27 protein-coding genes, 1 tRNA gene and 1 riboswitch are annotated in these 24688 nt (G+C 41.0%); of the genes, 21 read left to right on the forward strand and 7 right to left on the reverse strand.

Annotated elements, in window-relative coordinates; genetic code table 11:
* The first annotated feature begins 114 nt into the window (after positions 1-114).
* Complete coding sequence (locus M3205_RS02280; RefSeq protein ID WP_251168537.1) at positions 115-1185, forward strand: class I SAM-dependent methyltransferase; 1071 nt, start codon at positions 115-117, stop codon at positions 1183-1185.
* 36 nt (positions 1186-1221) lie between these two features.
* On the opposite strand, the gene M3205_RS02285 is transcribed toward M3205_RS02280, so the two are convergent.
* Both M3205_RS02285 and M3205_RS02290 read right to left on the reverse strand, forming a co-directional pair.
* Positions 1222-1467 (reverse strand): DUF2626 domain-containing protein, encoded by a 246-nt coding sequence (locus M3205_RS02285; RefSeq protein ID WP_009332938.1) that lies wholly within the window; start codon positions 1465-1467, stop codon positions 1222-1224.
* A gap of 152 nt (positions 1468-1619) precedes the next feature.
* Positions 1620-2318: a helix-turn-helix transcriptional regulator gene (locus tag M3205_RS02290; protein ID WP_251168447.1), complete on the reverse strand. Its 699-nt coding sequence runs from the start codon at positions 2316-2318 to the stop codon at positions 1620-1622.
* 244 nt (positions 2319-2562) lie between these two features.
* On the opposite strand from M3205_RS02290, the gene M3205_RS02295 reads away from it, so the two are divergent.
* Positions 2563-2916, forward strand: coding sequence for a Spx/MgsR family RNA polymerase-binding regulatory protein (locus M3205_RS02295; protein ID WP_251168448.1), 354 nt, complete (start codon positions 2563-2565; stop codon positions 2914-2916).
* A 332-nt stretch (positions 2917-3248) separates the two neighbouring features.
* On the opposite strand, the gene M3205_RS02300 is transcribed toward M3205_RS02295, so the two are convergent.
* Positions 3249-3320 (reverse strand) — tRNA-Gln (locus M3205_RS02300).
* A gap of 147 nt (positions 3321-3467) precedes the next feature.
* On the opposite strand from M3205_RS02300, the gene comGA reads away from it, so the two are divergent.
* The 9 genes from comGA (at position 3468) to M3205_RS02345 (ending at position 8206) form a co-directional block, all read left to right on the forward strand.
* Positions 3468-4538 (forward strand): competence type IV pilus ATPase ComGA, encoded by a 1071-nt coding sequence (gene comGA, locus M3205_RS02305; protein ID WP_251168449.1) that lies wholly within the window; start codon positions 3468-3470, stop codon positions 4536-4538.
* A complete protein-coding gene (comGB, locus tag M3205_RS02310) occupies positions 4525-5556 on the forward strand; it encodes a competence type IV pilus assembly protein ComGB (protein ID WP_251168450.1) in 1032 nt (343 codons plus the stop codon). The genes comGA and comGB overlap by 14 nt, the downstream gene beginning before the upstream one ends.
* Positions 5556-5879: a competence type IV pilus major pilin ComGC gene (comGC, locus tag M3205_RS02315; RefSeq protein ID WP_311315692.1), complete on the forward strand. Its 324-nt coding sequence runs from the start codon at positions 5556-5558 to the stop codon at positions 5877-5879. Before comGB ends, comGC begins: the two co-directional genes overlap by 1 nt.
* Complete coding sequence (gene comGD / locus M3205_RS02320) at positions 5876-6316, forward strand: competence type IV pilus minor pilin ComGD (protein WP_251168451.1); 441 nt, start codon at positions 5876-5878, stop codon at positions 6314-6316. The genes comGC and comGD overlap by 4 nt, the downstream gene beginning before the upstream one ends.
* Positions 6300-6629: a phosphatase gene (locus M3205_RS02325; protein WP_251168452.1), complete on the forward strand. Its 330-nt coding sequence runs from the start codon at positions 6300-6302 to the stop codon at positions 6627-6629. The genes comGD and M3205_RS02325 overlap by 17 nt, the downstream gene beginning before the upstream one ends.
* A gap of 13 nt (positions 6630-6642) precedes the next feature.
* The gene (gene comGF / locus M3205_RS02330) at positions 6643-7059 is read left to right on the forward strand and encodes a competence type IV pilus minor pilin ComGF (RefSeq protein ID WP_251168453.1); all 417 of its coding nucleotides are present in this window, start codon (positions 6643-6645) and stop codon (positions 7057-7059) included.
* A complete protein-coding gene (gene comGG, locus M3205_RS02335) occupies positions 7049-7432 on the forward strand; it encodes a competence type IV pilus minor pilin ComGG (RefSeq protein WP_251168454.1) in 384 nt (127 codons plus the stop codon). Before comGF ends, comGG begins: the two co-directional genes overlap by 11 nt.
* Before the next feature lie 12 nt (positions 7433-7444).
* Complete coding sequence (locus M3205_RS02340) at positions 7445-7942, forward strand: shikimate kinase (RefSeq protein WP_251168455.1); 498 nt, start codon at positions 7445-7447, stop codon at positions 7940-7942.
* A gap of 78 nt (positions 7943-8020) precedes the next feature.
* A complete protein-coding gene (locus tag M3205_RS02345) occupies positions 8021-8206 on the forward strand; it encodes a YqzE family protein (protein ID WP_095245709.1) in 186 nt (61 codons plus the stop codon).
* A gap of 42 nt (positions 8207-8248) precedes the next feature.
* Here the strand turns inward: M3205_RS02345 and M3205_RS02350 are convergent, their stop codons facing one another.
* Together M3205_RS02350 and M3205_RS02355 are read right to left on the reverse strand one after the other, a co-directional pair.
* Positions 8249-9043 carry a YqhG family protein gene (locus tag M3205_RS02350; protein ID WP_251168456.1) on the reverse strand — a complete coding sequence of 265 codons (795 nt, stop codon included), beginning with the start codon at positions 9041-9043 and terminating at the stop codon, positions 8249-8251.
* Positions 9021-10709 (reverse strand): DEAD/DEAH box helicase, encoded by a 1689-nt coding sequence (locus tag M3205_RS02355; RefSeq protein ID WP_251168457.1) that lies wholly within the window; start codon positions 10707-10709, stop codon positions 9021-9023. Before M3205_RS02355 ends, M3205_RS02350 begins: the two co-directional genes overlap by 23 nt.
* Before the next feature lie 180 nt (positions 10710-10889).
* Positions 10890-10978, forward strand: a riboswitch (glycine riboswitch).
* A gap of 158 nt (positions 10979-11136) precedes the next feature.
* Between M3205_RS02355 and gcvT the strand changes: the two genes are divergently transcribed.
* Genes gcvT through gcvPB form a run of 3 tightly spaced genes read left to right on the forward strand, consistent with a single transcriptional unit; the run spans position 11137 to position 15056 of the window.
* On the forward strand, positions 11137-12240 hold the full coding sequence (gene gcvT / locus M3205_RS02360) for a glycine cleavage system aminomethyltransferase GcvT (protein WP_251168458.1): 1104 nt from the start codon (positions 11137-11139) through the stop codon (positions 12238-12240).
* A gap of 16 nt (positions 12241-12256) precedes the next feature.
* Positions 12257-13603 (forward strand): aminomethyl-transferring glycine dehydrogenase subunit GcvPA, encoded by a 1347-nt coding sequence (gene gcvPA, locus M3205_RS02365; RefSeq protein ID WP_251168539.1) that lies wholly within the window; start codon positions 12257-12259, stop codon positions 13601-13603.
* Positions 13596-15056 (forward strand): aminomethyl-transferring glycine dehydrogenase subunit GcvPB, encoded by a 1461-nt coding sequence (gene gcvPB / locus M3205_RS02370; RefSeq protein ID WP_251168459.1) that lies wholly within the window; start codon positions 13596-13598, stop codon positions 15054-15056. The genes gcvPA and gcvPB overlap by 8 nt, the downstream gene beginning before the upstream one ends.
* A gap of 48 nt (positions 15057-15104) precedes the next feature.
* On the opposite strand, the gene M3205_RS02375 is transcribed toward gcvPB, so the two are convergent.
* Positions 15105-15488: a rhodanese-like domain-containing protein gene (locus tag M3205_RS02375; protein ID WP_035329981.1), complete on the reverse strand. Its 384-nt coding sequence runs from the start codon at positions 15486-15488 to the stop codon at positions 15105-15107.
* Between the two features lie 182 nt (positions 15489-15670).
* Between M3205_RS02375 and M3205_RS02380 the strand changes: the two genes are divergently transcribed.
* From M3205_RS02380 to M3205_RS02395, 4 genes are all read left to right on the forward strand, one after another.
* A complete protein-coding gene (locus M3205_RS02380) occupies positions 15671-16507 on the forward strand; it encodes a lipoate--protein ligase family protein (RefSeq protein ID WP_251168460.1) in 837 nt (278 codons plus the stop codon).
* Positions 16508-16856: 349 nt separating this feature from the next.
* On the forward strand, positions 16857-19418 hold the full coding sequence (locus M3205_RS02385; RefSeq protein WP_251168461.1) for a vitamin B12-dependent ribonucleotide reductase: 2562 nt from the start codon (positions 16857-16859) through the stop codon (positions 19416-19418).
* 145 nt (positions 19419-19563) lie between these two features.
* Complete coding sequence (gene splB / locus M3205_RS02390; protein ID WP_251168462.1) at positions 19564-20589, forward strand: spore photoproduct lyase; 1026 nt, start codon at positions 19564-19566, stop codon at positions 20587-20589.
* Between the two features lie 105 nt (positions 20590-20694).
* Positions 20695-21579: a patatin-like phospholipase family protein gene (locus M3205_RS02395; RefSeq protein ID WP_251168463.1), complete on the forward strand. Its 885-nt coding sequence runs from the start codon at positions 20695-20697 to the stop codon at positions 21577-21579.
* A 32-nt stretch (positions 21580-21611) separates the two neighbouring features.
* Here the strand turns inward: M3205_RS02395 and M3205_RS02400 are convergent, their stop codons facing one another.
* Positions 21612-21998 carry an SA1362 family protein gene (locus tag M3205_RS02400; protein WP_311315693.1) on the reverse strand — a complete coding sequence of 129 codons (387 nt, stop codon included), beginning with the start codon at positions 21996-21998 and terminating at the stop codon, positions 21612-21614.
* Positions 21999-22425: 427 nt separating this feature from the next.
* On the opposite strand from M3205_RS02400, the gene M3205_RS02405 reads away from it, so the two are divergent.
* From M3205_RS02405 to M3205_RS02415, 3 genes are all read left to right on the forward strand, one after another.
* A complete protein-coding gene (locus tag M3205_RS02405; protein ID WP_251168465.1) occupies positions 22426-22956 on the forward strand; it encodes a YqhR family membrane protein in 531 nt (176 codons plus the stop codon).
* A gap of 205 nt (positions 22957-23161) precedes the next feature.
* Positions 23162-23608, forward strand: coding sequence for a type II 3-dehydroquinate dehydratase (gene aroQ / locus M3205_RS02410; protein ID WP_251168466.1), 447 nt, complete (start codon positions 23162-23164; stop codon positions 23606-23608).
* A gap of 1 nt (position 23609) precedes the next feature.
* Positions 23610-24671, forward strand: coding sequence for a M24 family metallopeptidase (locus M3205_RS02415; RefSeq protein WP_251168467.1), 1062 nt, complete (start codon positions 23610-23612; stop codon positions 24669-24671).
* Positions 24672-24688 lie beyond the last annotated feature (17 nt).

Raw genomic sequence — 24688 nt, forward strand, 5'->3', positions numbered from 1 at the left:
CTACATTAACAATATAACAGGGAAAACACTATGTCAATAGTGAAAACTTTGTCCAAAACAGTAAGAATGGCTGTTTCCAGAAATCAAGATTTTTCAATCGAAAAGGGAGTTTATATGCTGAATTTACTAACAGATTATATAGAAAATACTCCTCAAAAAATGATCAGCTATGCTGACTATATCGAGCTGGCCCTTTATCATTCCGAATATGGTTACTATATGAAAGATAAGGAAAAGATTGGGCCCGGGGGAGATTTTATTACAACCAGCAATGTTTCTGATATATATGGAAGGACCATTTCAAGGTGGTTTCATCAAATGGCAGGGAAATATAAGCTGCCTTTTCAGGTCTGTGAAATAGGGGGCGGGAATGGACGCTTTGCAAAAGCTTTCCTTGATGAGTGGAATCTTATTGCTGATGAAGAGATACATTATTATATATTTGAAACAAGCCCCTATCACAGGAAGCTGCAGCAGGAGCAGATAGTACTTTCCGAACAGATCAGACAAATCGATAGCTGGGACGAGATTTATCCATTTTGCGGCCTTATTTTTTCAAATGAGCTGTTTGATGCTTTACCTGTTCATGTGGTTGAAAAAGTACAGGATCAATTGACTGAAATTATGGTAACCGTAAAAGACGGAAAGCTTGCAGAACATGCTGTGCCATTAACAAATAGAGATATTTCCTTATACCTTGAAGAAAGCGGTTTATCACTTAGCGATGGCCAAAGAATAGAAATTCCTCTGCAAATGGAGCAGATGATTAAGGATATGTCTGCTGCTCTGGATAAAGGGTTTGTGCTGACTGCCGATTATGGCTATACAGATGAGGAATGGAAGGAACCAATTAGAAGAGATGGCAGTCTCAGAGGTTATTACAAGCATTCTTTAATTTCTAATGTACTCGAACACCCTGGCGAGATGGATATAACCAGCCATGTTCATTTTGATTCACTGATCCGATTGGGACAGAAAGAAGGGCTGGATTTCCATTTTATGAAGAGACAGGATAAATTTCTGCTGTCTGCAGGCATCTTACAGGAGCTTCAAGATCATTATGATCCTAATCCGTTTTCTCCTGTCAGCAAAAGAAACAGGGCAATAAGAAGTCTCATAACACCTTCAGGTATGAGTGCAGCATTTTACCTGGTCCTGCAGGGAAAGAAAATAGGGGAAAAATAAAAAAAGCGATGAACTCATCGCTTTTTTTGTTGGCTATTAGTGGCCGCCGGCACCAGGTGTCATCATAAATGTTGACCAATAAGTGAAGCCTACGAAGAAAACAGTTAAGTATGCTCCAAAAACATAAATATACATACGTTCGGAAAGCTTTAAGTAGCTTAAAAGCAGGAAAAATCCTGTTTGACCGAAGAAAATCAAGGACGTTGTATACATATCGCCAAGGTAAAACATAACAGCGAAAATTCCCGTCCAAAATCCTAATACTCTGTACATACGATCCATATGTATCCCTCCTTTTACCCTTACAAGTCCATCACTACAATATTATAAAGTAAATGCTTAATAAAAGTAAATAATGGTTTCTAAATAGTAGAGAAAAGGGCGGAAAAAAAAGCTTGCCACTGGCTTTTTTTCGCCATTTTTCTGAGATGACTTTAATTTCCAACAATTGCTTTGTATGCGCATGAATCACAGCCTGTGAGCATATTCTGCTTTTCCACCAGTTGAATGGAATCAAACAGATTTTCAAACATTCCCTTTAAAAATTCATAATGCATATTGCAGACTGGCTCAGCATGCCGGGCTGCAACCTCCTTAAATGGGCAATTATAAATTTGGAAATAGATAATGGTCTTTTCCTCATTTGCATCAAATTCAGGGTGAAAACCTGACAAATCGGCAGCATGCTTTAAGAGGTTTAATTTCTGTTCAAAAGTAAGCTGGTCTGTGTTTGGATACCTTTTAAGCTCTTGGCCGATCAGCTCACTGCCAAACTTTTTTCCTGTTGCATACAGTGCCTTTCTTCCTTCTTCACCTAAGTCAAGCATTGTTTCCATGGCTATTTTGGCAAGCAGCTGATAATCCCTGTAAGGGAAATGCAGCTGCACAACATCATCAGACAATCGATATAAACGGCTGGGCCTGCCGCCTTTGCCCGTTTTTTTTGTTTCAGACACAAGCATATTTACATCTTCAAGCTTGGATAAATGTAACCTTGCAACATTGGGATGTATGCTGAAATTATCTGCAATCTCCTGGACAGTAACCTCTTTATGCCGTTTAGTAATGTATTGATAAATATAATAGCGGGTTGGATCGGATAACACATTTGTTATTTTTAAAGTTTGCTCCATTTATTGTCACCTCAAAAGGGTTATTTATTCCCGAGGTCATCAGCTGTCACTTATAGCACTTAGCTGGCGCCTTCCTGGCCTGCTTCCATTATAATACAGCCAATTGAGGTTAGTACTGTAATCACTATAAGTTTAGAAAATGTTCACAAATGAAGTTTAACTGCTTATACAAATGTGTATACATATATTGTACAAAAGATATACAATAAGTATAGGTAAAATACAATTTGTGAGGTGAAGAGGTATGAACCAATTTACATTTTTTACATATCCCAGCTGTACTTCCTGCAGAAAGACGAAAAAATGGCTGACAGCCCATTCAATTGATTTTGAAGAAAGGCATCTTTTCAGGGAGACTCCATCGCCAGGAGAATTACTAAAAATCCTTTCATTAACCACAAGCGGCCTTGATGAAATTCTCGCGACCCGCAGCCAGACCTATAAAGACCTGGGGGAGAACCTTGAGGAATTATCATTATCAGAAGTGGTGCAAATGGTTATTAAGGAGCCGAAACTGCTGAGGAGACCAATTCTGACAAACGGAAATAAGATTGTCATAGGCTATAATCCTGATGCATTTAAAAATATGGCTAAATAGTTTTTTTAGAAGGCTCTTTTTGCAAGGTTTGTTGCTATTTGAATTATATTTACGGAGTTGATTGTAGTGGAAGGTGCGAGATCCTCGAAAATGCATTCGCATTCTCTTCGTGCGGTATTTACTCAAGGTAGCCTATTCAACGTCCTGCGGGAGTAGCGGGGCAGGTGAGACCCCACAGACGCGTAGCGTCGAGGATGCTCACGGTCCGCCCCGTGGTTCGCTGAGCATCCTTTCACTGCAATCAACGGACAACATTGATAAGTGAAAAACAACAATTTTTACGAAAAAGCCAAAATAAAAAAGGAAGGACATCCGGTGTCCTTCCACAACTACTGGGCTAGCAGGATTCGAACCTACGCATGACGGAGTCAAAGTCCGGTGCCTTACCGCTTGGCTATAGCCCATTAATTAGCTATATCCTTTTTTATTATGGAAAGAAAAAAATAATCTATTCACAAATTCGTCAAAAAAATTTGCCGAAACATGAAGGAAATGCATTGGATAAGTCGAATTATTATCCAGAATAATTAAAAAAGGTGGTGCGTAATTAGTTGAGTATAATTGAAAGAATGGCAGAACGAATTATTAAAGATGCTGTCAGAAGCCATGCTTCCGACATCCACATCATTCCCCGAAGAAAAGACACACTCATTCAGCTGAGGTTCGGCAGTCAATTGACCCCTAGGCTTTATCTCCCCAAAGAAGAGTGTGACAGATTGATTTCCCATTTTAAATTTACAGCATCGATGGATATTGGTGAAAAAAGGAGGCCGCAGAGTGGTGCATACTCACTTGAAGTAGACGGACAAATGATTGGCCTGCGCTTTTCAACACTCCCATCAAGCCACAGCGAAAGCCTTGTTATCAGAATTCTTCCCCAGCAGGAACAAATTCCTTTTTACCAGATCAGCCTTTTTCCAGACATGACAAGAAAAATGCTAGCACTGCTGAAGCATGCTCACGGATTGATTATTTTCACTGGCCCGACCGGCAGCGGTAAAACCACAACACTGTATTCCCTTCTGAATGAAACCTCCCATATGTTCCATCGCAATGTCATCACCCTGGAAGATCCCATTGAAAAAGAGAATGACTTAGTTCTTCAAGTACAAGTGAATGAGAAAGCTGGCGTGTCTTATTCTGCAGGCTTAAAAGCAATCCTACGCCATGACCCCGATATCATTATGGTGGGTGAAATCCGGGATGCGGAAACGGCGAAGATTGCAGTTAGAGCAGCTCTCACCGGTCACCTTGTATTAAGCACCATGCATACCCGGGATGCTGAGGGGGCTGTGTACCGTCTGGCTGAGTTTGGGGTGAACATGCTGGAAATTGAGCAGACTTTGGTGGCGGTCACCGCTCAGCGGCTCGTCGAATTGAATTGTCCATATTGTGAAGGGGAATGCTCGCCATTCTGCTTTGGATATGGCAGGTGGAAACGGGCAAGTGTGTTTGAACTGCTTGCAGGAAGAGCGCTCAATGCCTCCATAAAGAATGCAAGAGGAGAAAGCAGCCATGTTAAGTATCGAACACTGAAGGAAGTCATTACTAAAGGGATTGCTCTGGGATATATAAAGGAAACGGAGTACAGCAGGTGGGTGCATGACGATGGAGAAACCTAAATGGACCATTCAAGAACAGGGTTTGTTTCTGAAGAATACAGGGGAACTGCTGTCCAGAGGCTATCCTTTATCCGAAGCGCTCGAGTCACTGGTGTATCAGCTGCCGCAAAAACGAAAACATGAAATCAGGCAGTGCCTCTCTCAGTTGAGAGAAGGGTTTCCTTTTTATCAAATACTTTCAAACATGAACTTTAATAAAAATCTGATTGGTTATGTTTTTTTTGCTGAACAGCACGGAGGTCTTGCTTCTGCATTTCTTGAAGGAAGCGAAATGGTGCTCCGAAAAGGCAGGGACACTGAAAAATTGAAAAAGCTGATGGCCTATCCGGTTTTCCTGATGCTCATTACCGCATTCTTATTTATTTTCGTTGATAAAGTCCTGTTGCCCCGTTTCTCTTCCTTATTTGTTTCAATGCAGCTTCAGCCTAATTTCTTTACGAAAGCCGTTTATTTGTTTGGTGATTTTCTCCCGTTTTTTCTTCTGATTCTGTTCTTCTTCTTGGTCACTTTCCTTATATACTATTTTGTCAGATTCCGAAATTTTTCCCCTATCCAACAAAAAAAAATCCTGATAAGAGTACCTGGAGCAGGCCAATTTCTTCGCCTTTACTATACCCACTTCTTTGCTATACAGCTCAGTTATCTTTTAAATGGAGGCTTATCTATATCTGAGGCGCTGAGTCTTTTTGAGAAAAATGAAAAGCAGCCTTTTTACAGTGTCCTCGGTAAAACCCTGAAGCTCAAGCTTCGTGAAGGGAATAAGCTGGAAGACATTCTTGTGAATTTTCCATTTTTTGAAAGGGAACTGTCTAATATTATCAGTCATGGTCAAAAAAATGGCAGGCTGGACCAGGAATTAACGTTTTTCAGCAGGCATTGTCTGCACAAAATAGAGGAAAAAACAGAAAAACTTATTAAAATTATTCAGCCCGTTTTATATACGTTTATCGGTTTTTTAATAGTTTCGATGTATTTGGCAGTTTTGCTGCCTATGTTTCATCTACTGGAGGGATTTTAGTGAAATGGCGTATGTTAAACAATAATAGAGGATTCACGCTTATTGAAATGATGATTGTTTTATTGGTGATTTCAGTGCTCTTAATTATCACCATACCCAATGTCACAAAACACAATTCAAAAATTAACAGCAAGGGATGTGAAGCGTTGGTTAAAATGGTGCAGGCACAGGTTCAGGCATATGAAATCGATAAAAAAGTCCTTCCTTCGAATATACAGGATTTAGTGGTTGAAGATTATCTAAATGAAAATAACACGACTTGCCCAAATGGAAAACCCCTTACAATTTCTGCAGACGGGAAGGTTAAATCTGAAGGATCATGATGAAAAACAAAGCAGGCTTTACATTGATAGAGTCTCTATTCGTTCTCAGTATTTTCCTGATTATTGCTGCCGTTACAGCCCTGCTTCTTAAACCGCATTTTTTCTATCTTGAAAAGATAATGTTCTTTTCCCAATTGAAATCTGACCTCCTTTATGCCCAAAACTATGCAATAACCCATCAGACAGAGGTAGTTATTCAGATCCTGCCAGAGGAGAATAGATATTTCGCTAAGGAAAGGTTTGCGGCTGATCCTATTTTCAGCAGAGGATATTCCGGAATCATTGAGATTAATCCGGGAACAATGCCATTGTATTTTCAATACGGTCCCGGCGGAACTACAAATAAATTTGGAAGTTTCTATATAAAAGCAGACAGGGAGCGATACAAAATAACATTTTTTATCGGAAGAGGACGTTTTAATGTGGAGAAAGAATGAAGGCTTTTTTCTGGCTGAGCTCCTGCTGTCTTTATCAGGGATGCTGCTTGCAGCAAGCATAATGTTTCCACTTGTCATAAAGGCACTTGAGCATTCTGAAGAGGTAAAACAGGATTATGAAAGCACCCAGCTGCTTTATGAGAGCCTTATGGAGGCTGCATCGGAGAGAAGTTTTCCTGAGGGGAAGATCATAAAAAAAAATCAGACAGTCTATCAGATACTCCTTAAGAAAAACCAAGGATTTATGGAGGTTTGCATAAGGTATGAAAATGTACGGGATTACACAAAGGAAAAGTGTGAGGTATTTCAGTGATAAGGGGTTTACCATGCTAGAAATGCTTTTTTCATTTTCAATATTTTTATTGATTGTTTCCTTTTTGACGGTGGGCTTAAATTTCCTTTTTCAGGACTGGAAAATGGAAGCCAGGACACAAAGACTTGAATGGCATGTATTTATCAACCAGCTGAAAAAAGAAATCAGGCTCGCTGATGCTGCAAATATAACAGCAGGATCAATTGTTTTGACTATAGATGGGAAAAGTGTAATTTATGAAAAATATGGATCTAACTTGCGGAGGAGAGTGGATATGAAGGGCCATGAGATTGTCCTTCAAAAACTAAACACCATTACCTTTGCGTCTGTCAGTGGAGGGATTGAAATAAATGTTTCGGATCATTTTGATCAGAAGCATTCCGCGCTTCTATATTACTTAATGGATTTGGAGGATATTGATGCACCGTAATCAGGAAGGATTTTCTTATCCTCTTACTTTAACAATTATTCTGGCTGCACTCTTTCTTCTTACCATTCAATTAGACCAGTTTATTTCCGAGAAAAGAATTGTGAATCAGGCGGAAACCGTCCTAAAGCAGGAATACTACTTGTTGAGTTCATTTAAAAAAACAGAAAAAATGCTGAGTGAAAATGCAGAGCCGGAAGTGTCAGGAGTATATTTGTTTAAAGAAGGATCGGTATCCTATGAAATTGCTCCGGTGGCAACAAGCTTAATCCAGATTACCTTCAAAACAAAAATTGGCTCTGATAAGGAAATTTCCGGGTATGCTTACTATGACACAGACCTGCAAAAAATGATAAAATGGATGGAAAAAAACTGAATGGGGATAAAAATGAAGCCTATTTACTTAATCGGATTCATGGGTTCCGGCAAAACTACGATAGGAAAAGAGCTGGCAGCCTGCTTAAATCAGGAAGTAATCGATACAGATGAAGAAATAGTGAAGCGGGAGAATAAAAATATAAATGATATTTTCGCGCAGCATGGAGAGGAATTCTTCAGAAGCCTTGAATCAAAAATATTAAATGAAATGGATGACAGAGAGGGTGTTATAACCACTGGCGGGGGCATTGTTATAAAGCCTGAAAACAGAAAAAGGCTTAGCGAAACAGGAATTGTTTTCTTTCTTTATGCGTCTCCTGAAGAAATTTTTAAACGGATTGAGAAGGATCAAACCAGACCGCTTCTGAAAGGCGATAAAAAGAGGCTGATCCACGAACTTTATGAAAAAAGGATGCCGCTCTATAAAGAAACCGCCCATGTGATCATTGATACAACTAATAAAGATAAAGCAGAGATTATACAAGAAATAATAGATTGTTTAGAGTGAAAACCCGTTGGACATACTTGTAAATGATAAATAGCAGGCAGTTCCTGCAATTCTGGATGGAAAAGGCAGGTATGAATCATGAAATCCAACGATTATGTAAAGTATCTTACACAGACAGTAGTAAAATATATTGATCAGCCAAAAGATGAGCGAAAACGGCATCGTATTGAAAAAAAGGACATGAAAGAGCCGTTTTTATTTAGATGGTTTGGAATGTTTTCTTATCTGTTTTACTTGGGCATGAGAAGAAAGAAACATAAATAGCTTTTATGCAAAAAACCGGCTAAATTGCCGGTTTTTTGCATTTTAGACTGCGCTGTCTGTCAGATAAAAGAGACCGCCATTTATTATGGATATGTTAACCTTTGGTTCATATTGCTCCTTTAGGGCTGTTTTTTCTTTTTCATAACTTTCGCCCTTTTCTTCTGCCTCTTCATAAAAATGTTCTAGAAGGCTGAGATCTTTTTGCCAACGCTGACGGGCTTCTTCAGCCCATATATGATCTTCTTGTTCAATTTCGGCTTTAATAAAATTTGCTACCCTGTATACTCCGCTTCCCGGCATAATAAGAGGAGACAGTGTGAACGAGTAGTCGGGGATTTTGGGTGTAAGACTCATGCCAAGCAATCTGTCATGAAAACTTTCGACCATCTGGCCATTTATCAATTGGAGACCGATGGATTTGAAGACATCGCGTTTTCGGTCACATTGATAAGATACGCGAATGTTCATTCCCAGCCATGGTCTTAGTGGCACCTGCTTTCCTTGTGCCTGCCGGTGATCTTCATATAATCTAATATAGCCGGCCAGGTTCCTGGCTGAATCAAAAATCTGATGAAGCCTAGGGGAGCCAAAATGAATGACTTCCCCCTTAATATGCGGAGGGGCCAGCTGCTGGTTTGTAATAAGCGTTAGCTGCATCGGGTTTGGGATTCCGCCTGTTTTTTCGAGATAGTGCCAATAAAAGGGGCGATTCATCAGTTCCTTATCCAAATCAATCGTCAGCTGTACAGTCATATACCCCGGACCACTATCAATTATTTCACATCCATTAGCGTGAAAATATCTTTCAAGGAATTTATGAATTTCCTGTTGCTGCATTCAGTTCACCTTCTTTCAGATCCTCCGCGAATTGAATCATGCTCGTCAAGTTCTCCATTTTAATTCTCATTTCCCCTTCTGAAGCTGATTTCCCAAAAATATCAACAAGGTGATCGTCAATATTGCCGAATTCAAGTTTTGTTAAAATGTCGTCTAAATCACCGATAACTTTTTCGAAGAGATGTATTTTCTCATATAGAAGCTTCATAATGTGTTCTTCAACTGTTCCTTTTGTGGCAAAATTATAAATCATGACATCCTTTTCCTGGCCGAGACGATGTATGCGCCCAATCCTTTGTTCAAGCCTCATTGGATTCCAGGGGAGATCAAAATTAATGATATGATTGCAGAACTGCAGGTTTATTCCTTCTCCTCCCGCTTCAGTTGCAATCAGGACTTGGGCATTCTTTTGGAAAAGCTCCCTCATCCAGTCCTTTTTACCTCTTTTAAATCCTCCCCTGAACGGAACCGATGTGATCCCATATTGCTTTAAAAACCACTGCAGGTACATTTGCGTTGCCCTGTATTCTGTAAAGATTATGACCTTGTCATTTATTTTCTGTATTAATTCCAGTGCTTTTTGAGCTTTTGAGTTTTGCTGGACCGCTTCAACCTTTTTAATAAGGTATTGTATTTGCTCCTGGAAAGCTATCGATGGCTGTTCCTGTCTTTTCAGCATATTTTGAAGCGTAAAATAGACAGCTTCTCTGCTTGAGCATGCCTCTCTTTGCAAGGTCATTACTGAAAACTGGCTGGAACTCACCCAATTTTCTTCACTCCGCAGCTCTGTTACCGCTTCATAGAGCTCACGCTCGGGCTGCGAAAATTCAATCGGTATGGTTTCCACATGTCTCTTGGTCCATTCAATCCCGGTATCTGCCCTGCGGTTGCGGATCATGACTTTGTTTACAAGTTCCTTTAAATGTACATCATCGTTCAAAGATCTTGAGTCTTTTTTATAATTCTCATAAAAAGCTGATTCATTGCCAAGATGTCCGGGTTTAAGCAGGGACACCAGATTGAAAATCTCACTGATTCGATTCTGGATGGGTGTTGCTGTTAATAGGAGGCAAAATTTCTTTTTAAGGTTTTGTACAAATTCATAGTTTCTCGTTTTATTATTTTTTAGCTTGTGAGCTTCGTCTATAATAATCATGTCATAATCAAGGCTGTAAATAATGTCCCGATGAGGATTGCGTTTGGCTGTATCGATGGATGATACCACAACATCGCATTGTTCCCATACATAGCTTTTTCGCTGCGCCACTGCCGGAATGAAAAATTTGCTGTTCAGCTCCAGGGCCCACTGGGAAACGAGCGAAGCCGGAACGAGTATAAGGACTTTTTTTACGAGTCCTCTGATCATATATTCCTTTAGTATCAGTCCAGCTTCAATCGTTTTTCCAAGACCAACTTCATCAGCCAGGATTGCCTTACCGTTCATTCTTTCGACTACCTGCTTGGCCACTTCCAGCTGATGGGGAAGAGGGGTAAGGTTAGGCAGATGCTTCGGAGCCTGCAAGCCTTCAAAGTCAGGAATAGTTGTATGGTTTTCGACCTCAACAGCCAGTTTATAAAGCTCCCAGTTTCCCCATGGGCCGTCGTCATCAATCCTTTTTAAGAATTCATCCTGCCAGGCAGAATCAAAGCCAATTTGCACTGTCATAAAAACAGCTCCTTTTATCTATATAAAGATATTGCCCAAACCTTGTTAAGGTGGTACGATGTTAATAGCTTTGAAAGTTTTGAAAGTTAACACATTACATTTAGTTAACCGAAGTAATGGATGCTTAATTTTTTCTGTTTGGTATAAGTATGACCATCTTGGAAAATTTTATAAATGCGAATGATAACAAGGGGAGAGACTACATTAGTAGCGCCGAAGGAGCAAGCAAAATTTGTGAATCTCTCAGGCAAAAGAACTCTTGTTTGACGCAGCTCTGGAGAGTGCTTTTTAATAAGCCACCCAAGGGGACAGCCGGTTTCGGTAAACTTTCAGGTGCAAGGACAGAGATCTTCTCATAATTGAGGGGATACTCTGTCCTTTTTATGTTCCTAAAACAAATTTCAAGAGATTTAAGGGGGACGAGTAAATGTCACAGTTAAAACGCACGCCTTTATTTGAGGTGTACAAGGATCACGGAGCAAAAACCATCGACTTCGGCGGCTGGGACCTTCCTGTTCAATTTTCAAGCATTAAAGAAGAACATGAAGCAGTCCGTACAAAAGCTGGCCTTTTTGATGTATCCCATATGGGTGAAATCGAAGTGAAGGGGACGGACAGTCTTAAATACCTTCAAAAAATGATGACGAACGATATTTCCAAGTTAAAGAACTCAGGTGCTCAATATACAGCCATGTGCTATGAAAATGGCGGAACTGTTGATGATTTACTTGTCTATAAAATAGAGGATGACCACTATTTGTTGGTGGTGAATGCTTCCAATATCGAAAAGGATTTCAAGTGGCTGCAGGACCATGCTGAAGGCAATGTGGAATTGAAAAACCTTTCAGAAGATATGGCACAGCTGGCGATTCAGGGGCCGCTTGCAGAAAAAGTACTTCAAAAGCTTGCTGGCACGAATCTGTCAGATATCGGATTTTTTAAATTCCAGCAGGATGTTGATTTGAATGGCAAGAAAGCGCTTATCTCCAGAACTGGATATACAGGGGAAGACGGATTTGAAGTTTACTGTGATGCCAAGGATGCAGCCGCATTATGGAATGAAATTCTTGAAGCAGGCAAAGAAGAAGGCGTTCTCCCGTGCGGACTTGGCGCGAGGGATACACTTCGCTTTGAAGCCAATCTGGCACTATATGGCCAAGAGCTCTCACCTGATATCACACCGCTTGAGGCAGGAATCGGGTTTGCTGTCAAGGTGAATAAAGAAGCCGACTTTATTGGCAAAGAAGTTCTTAAGAATCAAAAGGATAACGGGGTTCCGCGTAAGCTCGTCGGAATTGAAATGCTTGACCGCGGCATTCCGCGCCATGGCTACCCTGTATTTAAAGGGGAAGAATTGATCGGGGAAGTGACAACAGGCACTCAATCTCCGACATTGAAAAAGAATATTGGCCTTGTTCTTATCAAGAAAGAGCATGCGGAGCTTGGAACTGAATTGGAAGTGGAGATTCGAGGCAAACGGCTGAAGGCTAAGGTTGAAGCAACACCTTTTTACAAAAGAGAAAAGAACTAACCGGGGGGAGAAAATGATGAAACATCGCTATTTACCGATGACAGAGTCTGACCAGAAAGCAATGCTTGAGAAAATCGGCGTCAGTTCTGTGGAAGAATTATTCAGTGATATTCCCGAGAGTGTAAGATTTAAGGGAGAATATGAAATCAAGCCGGCGAAATCAGAGACAGCCTTACTGAAAGAGCTTACTAAATTGGCTCAAAAAAATGCTGATCTTCGCACAAATACATCTTTCCTTGGTGCGGGAGTTTATGATCATTACATGCCGGTCATTGTTGATCATGTATTATCCCGTTCAGAGTTTTATACTGCCTATACTCCTTACCAGCCGGAAATTTCCCAGGGAGAGCTGCAGGCGATTTTTGAATTTCAGACTATGATCTGTGAATTAACTGGAATGGATGTAGCCAACTCATCTATGTATGATGGCGGAACAGCTCTTGCTGAAGCAGCCATGCTAAGCGCTGGCAGCACCCGCCGTAAAAAAATATTAATCTCAAGCGCAGTTCACCCTGAATCTAAGGAAGTAGTTAAAACATACGCCAACGGCCAGTATATTGAAGTGATTGAAATTCCTCATAAAGACGGCACCACTGACCTTGAAGCACTAAATGAAATGATTGGCGATGATATCGCAGGTGTAATTGTACAGTACCCTAACTTTTTTGGCAGAGTAGAGCCATTAAAAGAGCTTGAGGAAATTATTCATGCCCACAAGTCTATGTTTGTTGTTTCAAGCAACCCGCTTGCACTTGGCGCGCTTACACCTCCAGGGAAATTCGGGGCAGACATCGTAGCAGGAGATGCTCAGGTTTTCGGTATTCCTACTGCTTTTGGCGGCCCTCATTGCGGATATTTTGCTGTAACTTCCAAGCTGATGAGAAAAGTGCCGGGTCGTCTTGTCGGACAAACGGTAGACGATCAGGGCCGCCGCGGTTTCGTGCTTACCCTTCAGGCGCGTGAACAGCATATACGCCGTGATAAGGCAACGTCCAACATCTGTTCCAATCAGGCTCTCAACGCACTGGCGGCATCGGTAGCGATGACTGCTCTCGGTAAGAAGGGCGTAAAAGATATGGCTGCTGCCAATATGCAAAAAGCCCATTATGCAAAACAGCAATTTAAGGCTGCCGGCTTTGAAGTTCCATTCGAAGGCCATTCATTTAATGAATTCGTCATCAAGCTTAATAAGCCTGTTAAGGAAGTTAATCAAAAGCTTCTTGAAAAGGACATTATTGGCGGTTACGATTTGGGCAGAGATTATGCTGACCTGAAGAATCATATGCTTGTTGCTGTAACGGAATTAAGAACGAAGGAAGAAATTGATGCATTCGTTAAAGAAATGGGGGATTATCATGCATAAGGAAGATCAGCCACTCATCTTTGAATTAAGCACAGAAGGCCGTATCGGCTACAGCCTGCCGGAAATGGATATTCCGGAAATTGACCTGGGCGAGCTTCTTCCTGAAGGCTATCTGCGTGAAGAAGAGCCTGAGCTCCCGGAAGTGTCAGAACTTGATATCATGCGGCACTATACAGCACTTTCCAATCGAAATCATGGTGTTGATTCGGGATTTTATCCACTTGGATCATGCACAATGAAATATAATCCTAAAATCAATGAGAATGTAGCACGCTTCAACGGTTTTGCCCACTTGCACCCGCTGCAGGATGAAAGCTCCGTTCAAGGTGCACTGGAACTGATGTATGATCTGCAGGAGCACCTGATTGAAATTACAGGAATGGATGAGGTTACACTTCAGCCGGCTGCAGGAGCACACGGAGAATGGACCGGGTTAATGATGATCCGTGCTTATCATGAAGCGAATGGCGATAGCAAACGTACTAAAGTAGTCGTTCCTGACTCTGCCCACGGAACAAATCCGGCATCTGCCACAGTTGCAGGCTTTGAAACAGTAACAGTTAAATCGGATGAAAATGGACTGGTGGATTTAGAAGATCTGAGAAGAGTGGTTGGTGAGGATACTGCTGCTCTTATGCTGACTAACCCGAATACTTTAGGTTTGTTTGAAGAAAACATTCTTGAAATGGCAGAGATTGTTCACAGCGCCGGCGGAAAGCTTTACTATGATGGAGCTAACCTGAATGCGGTACTTTCAAAGGCACGCCCTGGAGACATGGGATTTGATGTTGTTCACCTTAATCTTCATAAGACCTTTACAGGACCGCATGGCGGCGGTGGACCGGGATCTGGCCCTGTCGGCGTAAAAGCGGATCTGATCCCATACCTTCCTAAGCCTGTATTGGTTAAAAATGGTGACCAGTATGGATTTGATTATGACCGCCCGCAATCAATCGGCCGTGTGAAACCGTATTACGGAAACTTCGGCATCAATGTCAGGGCTTATACTTATATTCGTACTATGGGGCCGGATGGCCTGAAGGCTGTTACTGAAAATGCGGTACTAAACGCAAATTATATGATGAGAAGGCTCGAGCCATTCTTTGACCTGCCATTTGACAAACATTGCAAGCATGAATTCGTTTTAAGCGGCAAGCGCCAGAAGAAGCTTGGAGTGCGTACTTTGGATATTGCCAAGCGCCTTCTTGACTTTGGCTATCATCCGCCAACCATCTACTTCCCGCTTAACGTGGAAGAGTGCATCATGATTGAACCGACGGAAACTGAATCCAAAGAAACGCTGGACGCTTTTGTCGACGCGATGATTCAAATTGCAAAAGAGGCTGAGGAAAACCCTGAAATTGTTCAGGAAGCACCTCATACAACAGTGATTGGCCGTCTGGATGAAACCATGGCTGCAAGAAAGCCGATTCTCCGTTACCAAAAACAATAATAAACAAGAGGCCCCGTCAAAATGACGGGGCCTTTTCTAATAACACTATTATTTTTTCGCCTTCACTTTTCCGGACCATTTTTTAAACCCGCCCTGCAGGTGTGAAAGGTCTTTGTAACCTTTACGGTGCAAAAACTGGGCAGCTCTCGCACTTCTCATGCCGCTCTGGCAATATAAGTAGACTGGCTTGTCCGGACGCAATTCTTTCATGCGCATTTTCATTTGTGAAAGCGGTATATTGCGTGCACCTAAAATATGGCCGTTTTCAAATTCATTTGGTTCACGAACATCGATTAATTGGGCTTTTCTATAGCCTTCTCTAAACTGGTCTTCAGTAAGCGTTTTAACAATTCGGCGCTGATAAAACCATGTTATGACAGAATAGGTAATGATTGCACCCAAAATGATAAGAATGAAATAAAGTGTTTCCAATATGTCTTTCTCCTTTCACGCATAGGTAAGCCACCTAATATTATATAAGTCTTTCCTGATTGGAGTAAAGGAAATCACGTAAATTTGTTATGGAAATTCAACTTGCTTTAATTTTCATTGGAATTTTGTTAGACTAATAACCGCAAATGACCAGTTAAAGAAATTGAAAATGAGGGTTACATATGACTAGAGAAGTTTGGCGGTTTATCGATTCAGGAGAAGGTTCACCTTCTTTTAACATGGCTTTGGATGAAGCCTTGCTTGACTGGAACAGTGAGGGGAAAATGCCACCTGTAATCCGGTTTTATGGCTGGAATCCCGCAACTCTTTCAATTGGATACTTCCAAAAGGTTGAAAAAGAAATAGATATGGAAGCAGTAAAGCAGCATGGTCTGGGATTCGTCCGCAGACCAACAGGCGGAAGAGGGGTACTGCACGAACATGAACTCACTTACAGTGTTATCGTTCCTGAAGTCCACCCGGAAATGCCGAGTACAGTAACTGAAGCATACAGAGTTATTTCTGAAGGAATTCTAAAAGGTTTTCACGCTCTGGGAATGGAAGCTTATTTTGCCGTACCAAAGACGCCTGAAGAAAGAGACTCTCTAAAGAATCCAAGATCTGCTGTTTGTTTTGATGCTCCAAGCTGGTATGAACTTGTTGTAGAAGGACGTAAAGTAGCAGGGAGTGCACAAACTAGACAAAAAGGTGTAATCCTTCAGCATGGCTCTATTTTGCTTGATTTGGATGAAGACAAGCTGTTCAGCTTGTTCAAATATCCTAATGACCGGGTAAAAGAGAGAATGCAAAAGGCTTTTAAAAATAAAGCTGTTGCCATAAATGAGCTGACAGCAGAAAATATTACTCTTGAACAGGCTAAGGCAGCTTTCAAGAAGGGGTTTGAGGAAGGCCTAGGCATTGTACTGGAACCTTACGAGCTTTCAGATGAAGAGATGGCATATGTACAAAAGATTGCAAAAGAACGATATGAAAGTGATGACTGGAACTACAAGAGATAAAAGCGGCTAAGTCGCTTTTTCTCTTTTTTTAATGAATAGTTTTCCTATTATTGCTTCGGAAAAGTGCAAGCTTCAAAATATGTTAAAATTTATCGTTAAATGTCAGAAATCAGCTATTAACTCTGTTTTTCTTTAAATTTTAGTATATTTTAAGTTTGACAAAATCAGATTCAGTTGAATCAGACACAATATGTAGTGGTGTCGAAAATATTTAGGACACTATATATTGATTTTGGGGTTTGAGTTATGGTAACTTTAGGGTACTCTTTTAAAACAGATAGATTTACTCTATCTGACAGAATACTTACACACATTAATTAGATAATTGAATTTAGAAGGAGTTGTAACAATGTCTGTTGCTCTAGGACAAAAAATGAAATTGAACATTGAACGTTTAAATAAGGACATCCGTCTCTTTCCTCAGGTTCACCCTGTAACCTCAGATATGAAAATGACCCACAAAGGTGTTTCCCGTTTGGTTATGCTAGATCGCTATACCTTCAAAGACACCGAGAAAGTGACATTAACAAACGGTGACTTCGTTGTTCTTACCATAAAGGAAGATCCGAAATTTCCTGCACGGGGCTTAGGTTACATCCTCGAAATTGACTGGGAAAACAAGAAAGCCAAGGTTTTAGTAGAGGAAGATTACAGAGGGGTGCTGGATGATCCGGAAGAATCGAGAACAGGCATTATTACAAAGCCTCTTGATGTAATCGAGAAGCCTTTGGAAATTTACTATGAGCAAATTGCCAAGCGTAACGCAACAGGCCTTGCATCGGTTGAGAATACTGAAGAAAAGAAAAAAGAATGGTTTGAGAAGTTCTATCAGGAATTGAAAAACCTGAATTTCATTCCGGCTGGCCGGGTGCTGTATGGAGCGGGTGCTGACACAGATGTTACGTATTTCAACTGCTATGTAATGCCTTTCGTGCAGGATTCCCGTGAAGGGATTTCAGAGCATCGCAAGCAGGTAATGGAAATTATGAGCCGCGGAGGCGGAGTAGGGACAAACGGTTCAACTCTGAGACCGCGCAATACACTGGCCAAAGGTGTAAACGGAAAATCTTCCGGTTCGGTTTCCTGGCTCGATGATATTGCGAAGCTTACACACCTGGTGGAGCAGGGTGGATCACGCAGAGGTGCTCAGATGATTATGCTATCCGATTGGCATCCGGACATTATCGAATTTATCATCTCGAAAATGCAAAACCCGAGAATTTTACGTTTCCTTTTAGAAAATACAAATGATGAAACGATAAAAAAATATGCTAAAGAAAAACTAAAATTTACTCCATTTAATGAACAGGAACTTGCCATGTACCAGGGCATTATTAATTATAAAAGTATTCCAGGGTATGGCGGCTTCAGCGAAAATATTATAAAAGATGCTGAGGAGAAACTGGCTGCTGGCGGTACTTATAGTGTTCATAACTCTGAGTTCCTTACAGGAGCAAACATTTCAGTCTGCCTTACGAAAGAATTTATGGATGCGGTTGAAAATGATGCAGAATATGAGCTACGTTTCCCGGATGTTGAATCCTATGATGCCGAAACGATGAAAATATACAACGAAGAATGGCACAAAGTCGGTGATGTCAGAGAGTGGGCAAAGCTAGGTTATAAAGTCCGCGTTCACCGTAAAATTAAGGCGAAAGAGCTTTGGAACCTGATTAACATCTGTGCAACATACTCAGCTGAACCTGGCATCTTCTTTATCGATAATGCAAACGACATGACGAATGCACAGGCTTACGGACAAAAGGTTGTAGCTACAAATCCTTGTGGCGAGCAGCCTCTGGCGCCAAATTCTGTATGTAACCTTGCAGCTGTAAATCTGGCAGAAATGGCAGATAAAGAAAATAAAACTGTTAATTTTGAAAAGCTGAAGCGTACGGTTGAAGTAGGTGTACGTATGCAGGACAATGTAATAGATGCTACACCATACTTCCTTGAAGAGAACAAAAAGCAGGCACTAGGCGAGCGGCGAGTTGGGCTTGGCGTTATGGGACTTCATGATCTGCTTATCTATTGTGAAACAGAATATGGATCTGAAGAAGGCAACGTGCTGATTGATAAAGTCTTTGAGACTATTGCTACATCAGCATATAAAGCTTCTGTTAAGCTTGCGGAGGAAAAAGGAAGCTTCCCGTTCTTAACAGGTGACAATCCTGAAGAAACCAATCGTCTGCGAAAAGCTTTTACCGAAACAGGCTTCATGCAGAAAATGCCGGAGGATATCCGTGCTTCTATTTTAGAAAGCGGAATCCGCAATTCACATCTACTAACCGTTGCTCCTACGGGATCCACAGGGACCATGGTTGGAGTTTCTACAGGCCTTGAACCATATTTCTCCTTCTCATACTTCAGAAGCGGCCGCTTAGGCAAGTTCATTGAAGTGAAGGCAGATATTGTTCAGGAATATTTAGACCGCAATCCGGATGCAAATCCTGAAAATCTGCCTGAATGGTTTATCGCAGCGATGGATCTTGCTCCGGAAGCGCACGCAGATGTTCAATGCGTGATTCAGCGCTGGATCGACAGCTCGATCAGTAAAACTGTCAACGCACCGAAAGGTTATAGTGTTGAGCAGGTTGAGAAGGTGTATGAACGCTTATACCGCGGCGGTGCAAAGGGCGGAACAGTATATGTGGACGGATCACGCGATTCTCAAGTATTGACGCTGAAAGCTGAAGAGAACAGCTTTGATGGTAATGACACAGTCAAAAAAGAAAAGTCAAAGCAGCATGTTGTGTTGGTTGATACAATCAGTGACCTGCGTTCCACTGATGTAACAATCGGTTCAGAAGTAGGCAATACATGCCCGGTATGCCGCAAAGGAAAAATCAAAGAAATCGGCGGCTGCAATACTTGCACAAACTGCAATGCCCAGCTGAAATGCGGTTTATAAAAATAAATTAACTGAGTGAGAGAAGATGGAAATAATTGTTCCATCTTCTTTTTTTGCTGTTTGATTATTTGGCTCATACTACAGTCATAGGGTTCAGTCGAGATTATATAATGGCAGGACAAATTGACAAGGAGAGGTTAATCAAATGAAGCCGTTTATCCCGCAGTTAGTTTATATAGAGCCTCAAGCTCTTGAGTATCCATTAGGAAGAGAACTAAAGGAAAAATTCGAGAAAATGAATATAGAGATCAGGGAAACAACTTCACATAATCAGGTGAGGAATATTCCTGGCGATAATGAATTGCAGAAATACCGCAATGCGAAATCCACTTTAGTGGTAGGGATCAGACGGACTCTGAAATTCGATACATCCAAGCCTTCTGCAGAATACGCCATCCCCCTTGCTACCGGCTGCATGGGTCATTGTCATTATTGCTATTTACAAACCACCCTTGGCAGCAAGCCGTATATCAGGACGTATGTAAACCTTGATGAAATCTTTGATCAGGCCTCTAAATATATGGAAGAGCGCAGCCCAGAGCTGACACGCTTTGAGGCCGCTTGTACTTCCGATATAGTAGGGATTGACCACCTGACCAATTCACTGAAGAAAACGATTGAATTTATCGGACATACTGAATACGGTCAGCTGCGGTTTGTCACCAAGTACCATCATGTCGATCATTTGCTGGATGCGAAACATAATGGCAAAACCCGGTTCCGATTTAGTGTCAATTCCCGCTATGTAATAAAAAACTTTGAGCCGGGTACTTCCTCTTTTGATGACCGGCTTGAAGCTGCCCGAAAAGTAGCTAATGCGGGCTATCCGCTTGGTTTTATAGTAGCACCCATTTATATGCACGATGATTGGCGTGAAGGCTATCATGAATTGTTTCAAAGGTTAAGCAGTTCACTCGATGGAATCAATCTGAATGGCTTAACTTTTGAATTAATCCAGCATAGATTTACGAAACCGGCAAAAAAAGTAATTGAAAAACGCTACCCAAAAACAAAGCTTGAAATGGATGAAGAGAAGAGGAAATATAAATGGGGAAGATATGGTATAGGCAAGTATGTTTACCCTACAGATGAAGCAAAGGAACTGGAACATACAATCAGGGAGTATATTCATTCCTATTTTCCAGAGGCGGAAGTGCAATATTTTACTTAATTCAGAAATTTTGCTTGTCCGACGTACTAATTTAAAAAGCTCCTGATTAAAGATGTATAAGTAAAGGTTCTTCTATGAGCAAGTACATCGACAGGAGTGGCTTACATGTATATAGATGGTGTTTTTTCAGGGGGAGGCATCAAAGGATTTGCCCTAATCGGCGCATATGAGGCAGTTCATAAAAGGGGATTTCGCTTCAAACGGGTTGCTGGTACTAGTGCAGGGTCAATTGTGGCTGCGTTAATAGCTGCTAATTATACAAGTGAGGAAATATATCGGCTCGTCGATGAATTTGAAGTCAAAAAGCTTCTTGATGAAAGAAAAACATTTATCCCCTTTGCAGTCGGAAAATGGCTTAATCTATATTGGCATCTGGGATTATATAAAGGATCTGAGCTGGAAAGCTGGATGACTGAGAAATTAGGCGACAGGGGGATCAGAACATTTTCAGATCTGCCTCCTCAATCGCTCAGAGTCATAGCGTCAGATCTGACAAATGGAAGACTGGTTGTACTGCCGGATGATCTTGTGGATTATGGCATTGATCCAAATTCATTTCCGGTAGCAAAAGCAATCAGGATGAGCTGCAGCCTCCCCTATTTTTTTGAGCCGGTCAAGCTGAATAGCTACAGCAGTACAAGTGTCATCGTGGATGGCGGAGTACTAAGTAATTTCCCAATGTGGCTTTTTGATAAGGAAAACGTAAAAAAAACCAGGCCTGTGCTCGGGATAAAGTTAAGTCATAACTTAAGCGAACGGCCCCCGAACCAAATCGATAACGCCATACAAATGTATGCGGCGCTTTTTGAAACGATGAAGGATGCGCATGATGCAAGATACATCTCGAGAAAACATGCACAAAATATAATTTTCATTCCGACCGACGGTGTACTGACTGCGGAATTTAATATAACCGAGCAGAAGAAAAAAGATCTTCTGGAGCATGGCAGGCAATGTGCTGAAAAGTTTTTTTCATCATGGAGTTACTAATTAGAAAACTCAACAAAAAAATCGAGCCCGGATTAAAGGGAGGCTCGATTTTTCTTTTTACCTTTTTTGCCTTCTATTACTGTCAAATGTGGATAAGACTTTTTCTTGGACTTTTTTATAGAAGTAATGGAACCGACAGATCCTTTTCTTCCATTAGCAGTGCCAGATTCTTTATTATTAAAGCGTCTTTTTGATTTTTTGGCTGCCTTTATAAAAGCTCGCTGCTCTCGCTTTGAGGGATTAGATCTGTTAAAGCGCTGAAAAAGAAAGTATACAACAGCTCCAATGATGACAATGACAGCTATTCTCTGCAAAAAACCGGCAGGGTTTGAGATCAGACTGACGGCAACTCCGATAACAGCCAGAATTATAAGACCGGAGACAATATAAAATGTAAATGGTTTTTTCAAGAAAGCCACCTCCCTAAAAGCATGATGAGCAATTTTATAAGCTTTTAAACTCTATAAGCAAAAGTTTATTGAAATAATTATGAAAGCTGTCTTTATTTTTTTATTTTCCTATTTCTTTACAATTTAAACAGTAGATCATTAACTTTCAATAAGTTATGGTAGTGTTTTCCAGATAATCATAAAATTGCTTATACTTAAATTTATGCTGTGCACCCCAGTCCCGGAACTCGCATAACCGGAAAAGCACAAAATTAAAGAGCTTCATCCTTAATTATTTTATTCGACTTAAAATCTTATAAAACCTCTATATAACACGAAAATATATAAAAAATCTGAACAGTTTTTGCTGCAGAAATTAATCCGGACGCTTTTATTTAAAATAGGATGCAATGGAATAATTGTGTGTGGACATAATAGGAAAAGGAGGTGGCGCAAAGTGGCAGAAGAAAAAGAGCGCTTGGAACAGGATCAAAGGGAAAAACCAATGTCTTTTATGGCAATGGTGGTCATTACCGGACTGGTTGGGGGCATTCTTTGGAGCGGACTGGCCTATCTTGCTTATGTGTTTAATTTTACGGAAATTCGCCCTAATGTCATTCTAGAGCCCTGGACGATTGGAGCCTGGAAAGAGGGATGGCTTGGAACACTGATTTCAATTTTCCTGATAGGGGGAGTATCTATTATTGCTGCCCTGATCTATTATGCGGTGCTGCGAAAATTTCAAAGTATTTTCGTGGGGGCTGGCTATGGAGTTGCCCTTTTTTTACTGGTGTTTTTTGTTCTCAATCCAATCTTCCCTGGAATCAGCCCGTTTTGGGACCTTGAGAGAAATACAATTGTTACATCACTTTGTTTCTATATTTTATTTGGCGTATTCGTAGGGTATTCCATTTCATATGAAGCTCAAGAACTCAGAGGAAAAACTGAAGATGAAAAAAAGGCCCGCACAGATCCGGATTTGACCTAATGGAGAATATACTCATCAAAGCAGAAATGATAAATATTCGAGCATTGAGAATGAAAATAATGTGAAAAGCGCTATACATCAGAACTGTATGAAATTTTGCTTTATGATAGAATGTTCATTAGTGGGCATTCTTTTTCAGTACTTTCATCAGGATGTTAAATAGAAGGAGAAGCCTGTAAGCAATTGTTAGGATAGGGGGTTGAATATGGGGAAAATACTCCTGTTAAATGGGCCGAATTTAAACCTGCTCGGCAAAAGGGAACCAGGTGTTTATGGAAAAGAAACACTGGGTCAGTTGGAGCAAAATATGAAGGCATTGAGCGCTTCATATAAGACCGAAGTAATCTGTTTTCAGTCAAATCATGAAGGTGAGCTCATTGACAGGCTTCACCTTGCCAATGAGGATGGCACACAAGGTATAATTTTCAATCCCGGAGCATTCACCCATTATAGTTACGCAATAAGGGATGCTGTTGCAGGAATTCAGGTTCCTGTGATCGAAGTACATATTTCAAATGTTCATGCCAGGGAAGAGTTCAGGCATATTTCTGTTATTGCCCCCGCTGCAATGGGCCAAATAGTCGGACTTGGTTTTAAAGGGTATGAACTGGCGTTTTATGCCTTAATGGATTTTGACAAGGGGAGAGAATAAAATGGAGAAAATACAAAAATTGCGTGAGAAGTTTAATCAGTCCGGGATAGATGGAATGCTGATTACCAGCACCTATAATCGCCGTTATATGACAGGGTTTACCGGTTCATCTGGCGTAGTGCTCATCAGTGCGGATAAAGCACTCTTTATAACCGATTTCCGCTACACGGAACAGGCTGCTAAACAATGCAGTGGATATGAAGTTGTGAAGCATACTGGTGCAATTCCGGAAGAAGTCGCCAAACAGGCAGAACATCTCGGGATCAAAAGGCTTGGTTTTGAGGAGAATCATGTTACTTTTGCCTCCTATAAAGCCTATGATGAAGCTGTTAACGCCGAACTGGTCCCTGTTTCTGACACTATTGAAAAGTTACGCTTGATAAAGGGCGATTCAGAGATTAAGATAATAAAGGTGGCCGCAGACATTGCAGATGCTGCGTTTAAACATATTCTTGATATCATTCGGCCAGGTATTACTGAGCTGGAAGTTTCGAATGAATTAGAATTCTTTATGAGAAAAGCGGGTGCAGATTCATCATCGTTTGACATTATCGTAGCATCCGGGTACCGTTCTGCTCTTCCGCATGGAGTCGCAAGTGATAAAATAATTGAAAAAGGCGATTTTGTCACTCTTGACTTCGGTGCTTATTATAAAGGGTATGTTTCCGATATTACCCGCACAGTTGCTGTTGGGGAACCTGGAGATAAGCTGAAAGAAATCTATACAATTGTGCAGGAAGCTCAGGAGCGGGGAATGGAAGGCATCAAACCTGGCATGAGCGGCAAAGAAGCAGATGCCTTAACTCGTGATTATATTGCCGGTAAAGGCTATGGCGAATATTTTGGCCATTCTACCGGACACGGCATTGGCCTGGAAGTCCATGAAGGGCCTGCATTGTCCTTTAAGTCTGATGTTATCCTTGAACCTGGAATGATTGTAACGGTGGAGCCGGGCATTTACATACCGGGACTTGGCGGTGTCCGTATTGAGGATGATACAGTCATTACAAACGATCATAATGAAACACTTACTCATTCTACTAAAGAATTAATTATTCTTTAAATGTACACAATAGGAGG

The sequence above is a fragment of the Cytobacillus firmus genome (assembly GCF_023715565.1).
GTDB lineage: Bacteria > Bacillota > Bacilli > Bacillales > Cytobacillaceae > Cytobacillus > Cytobacillus firmus_C.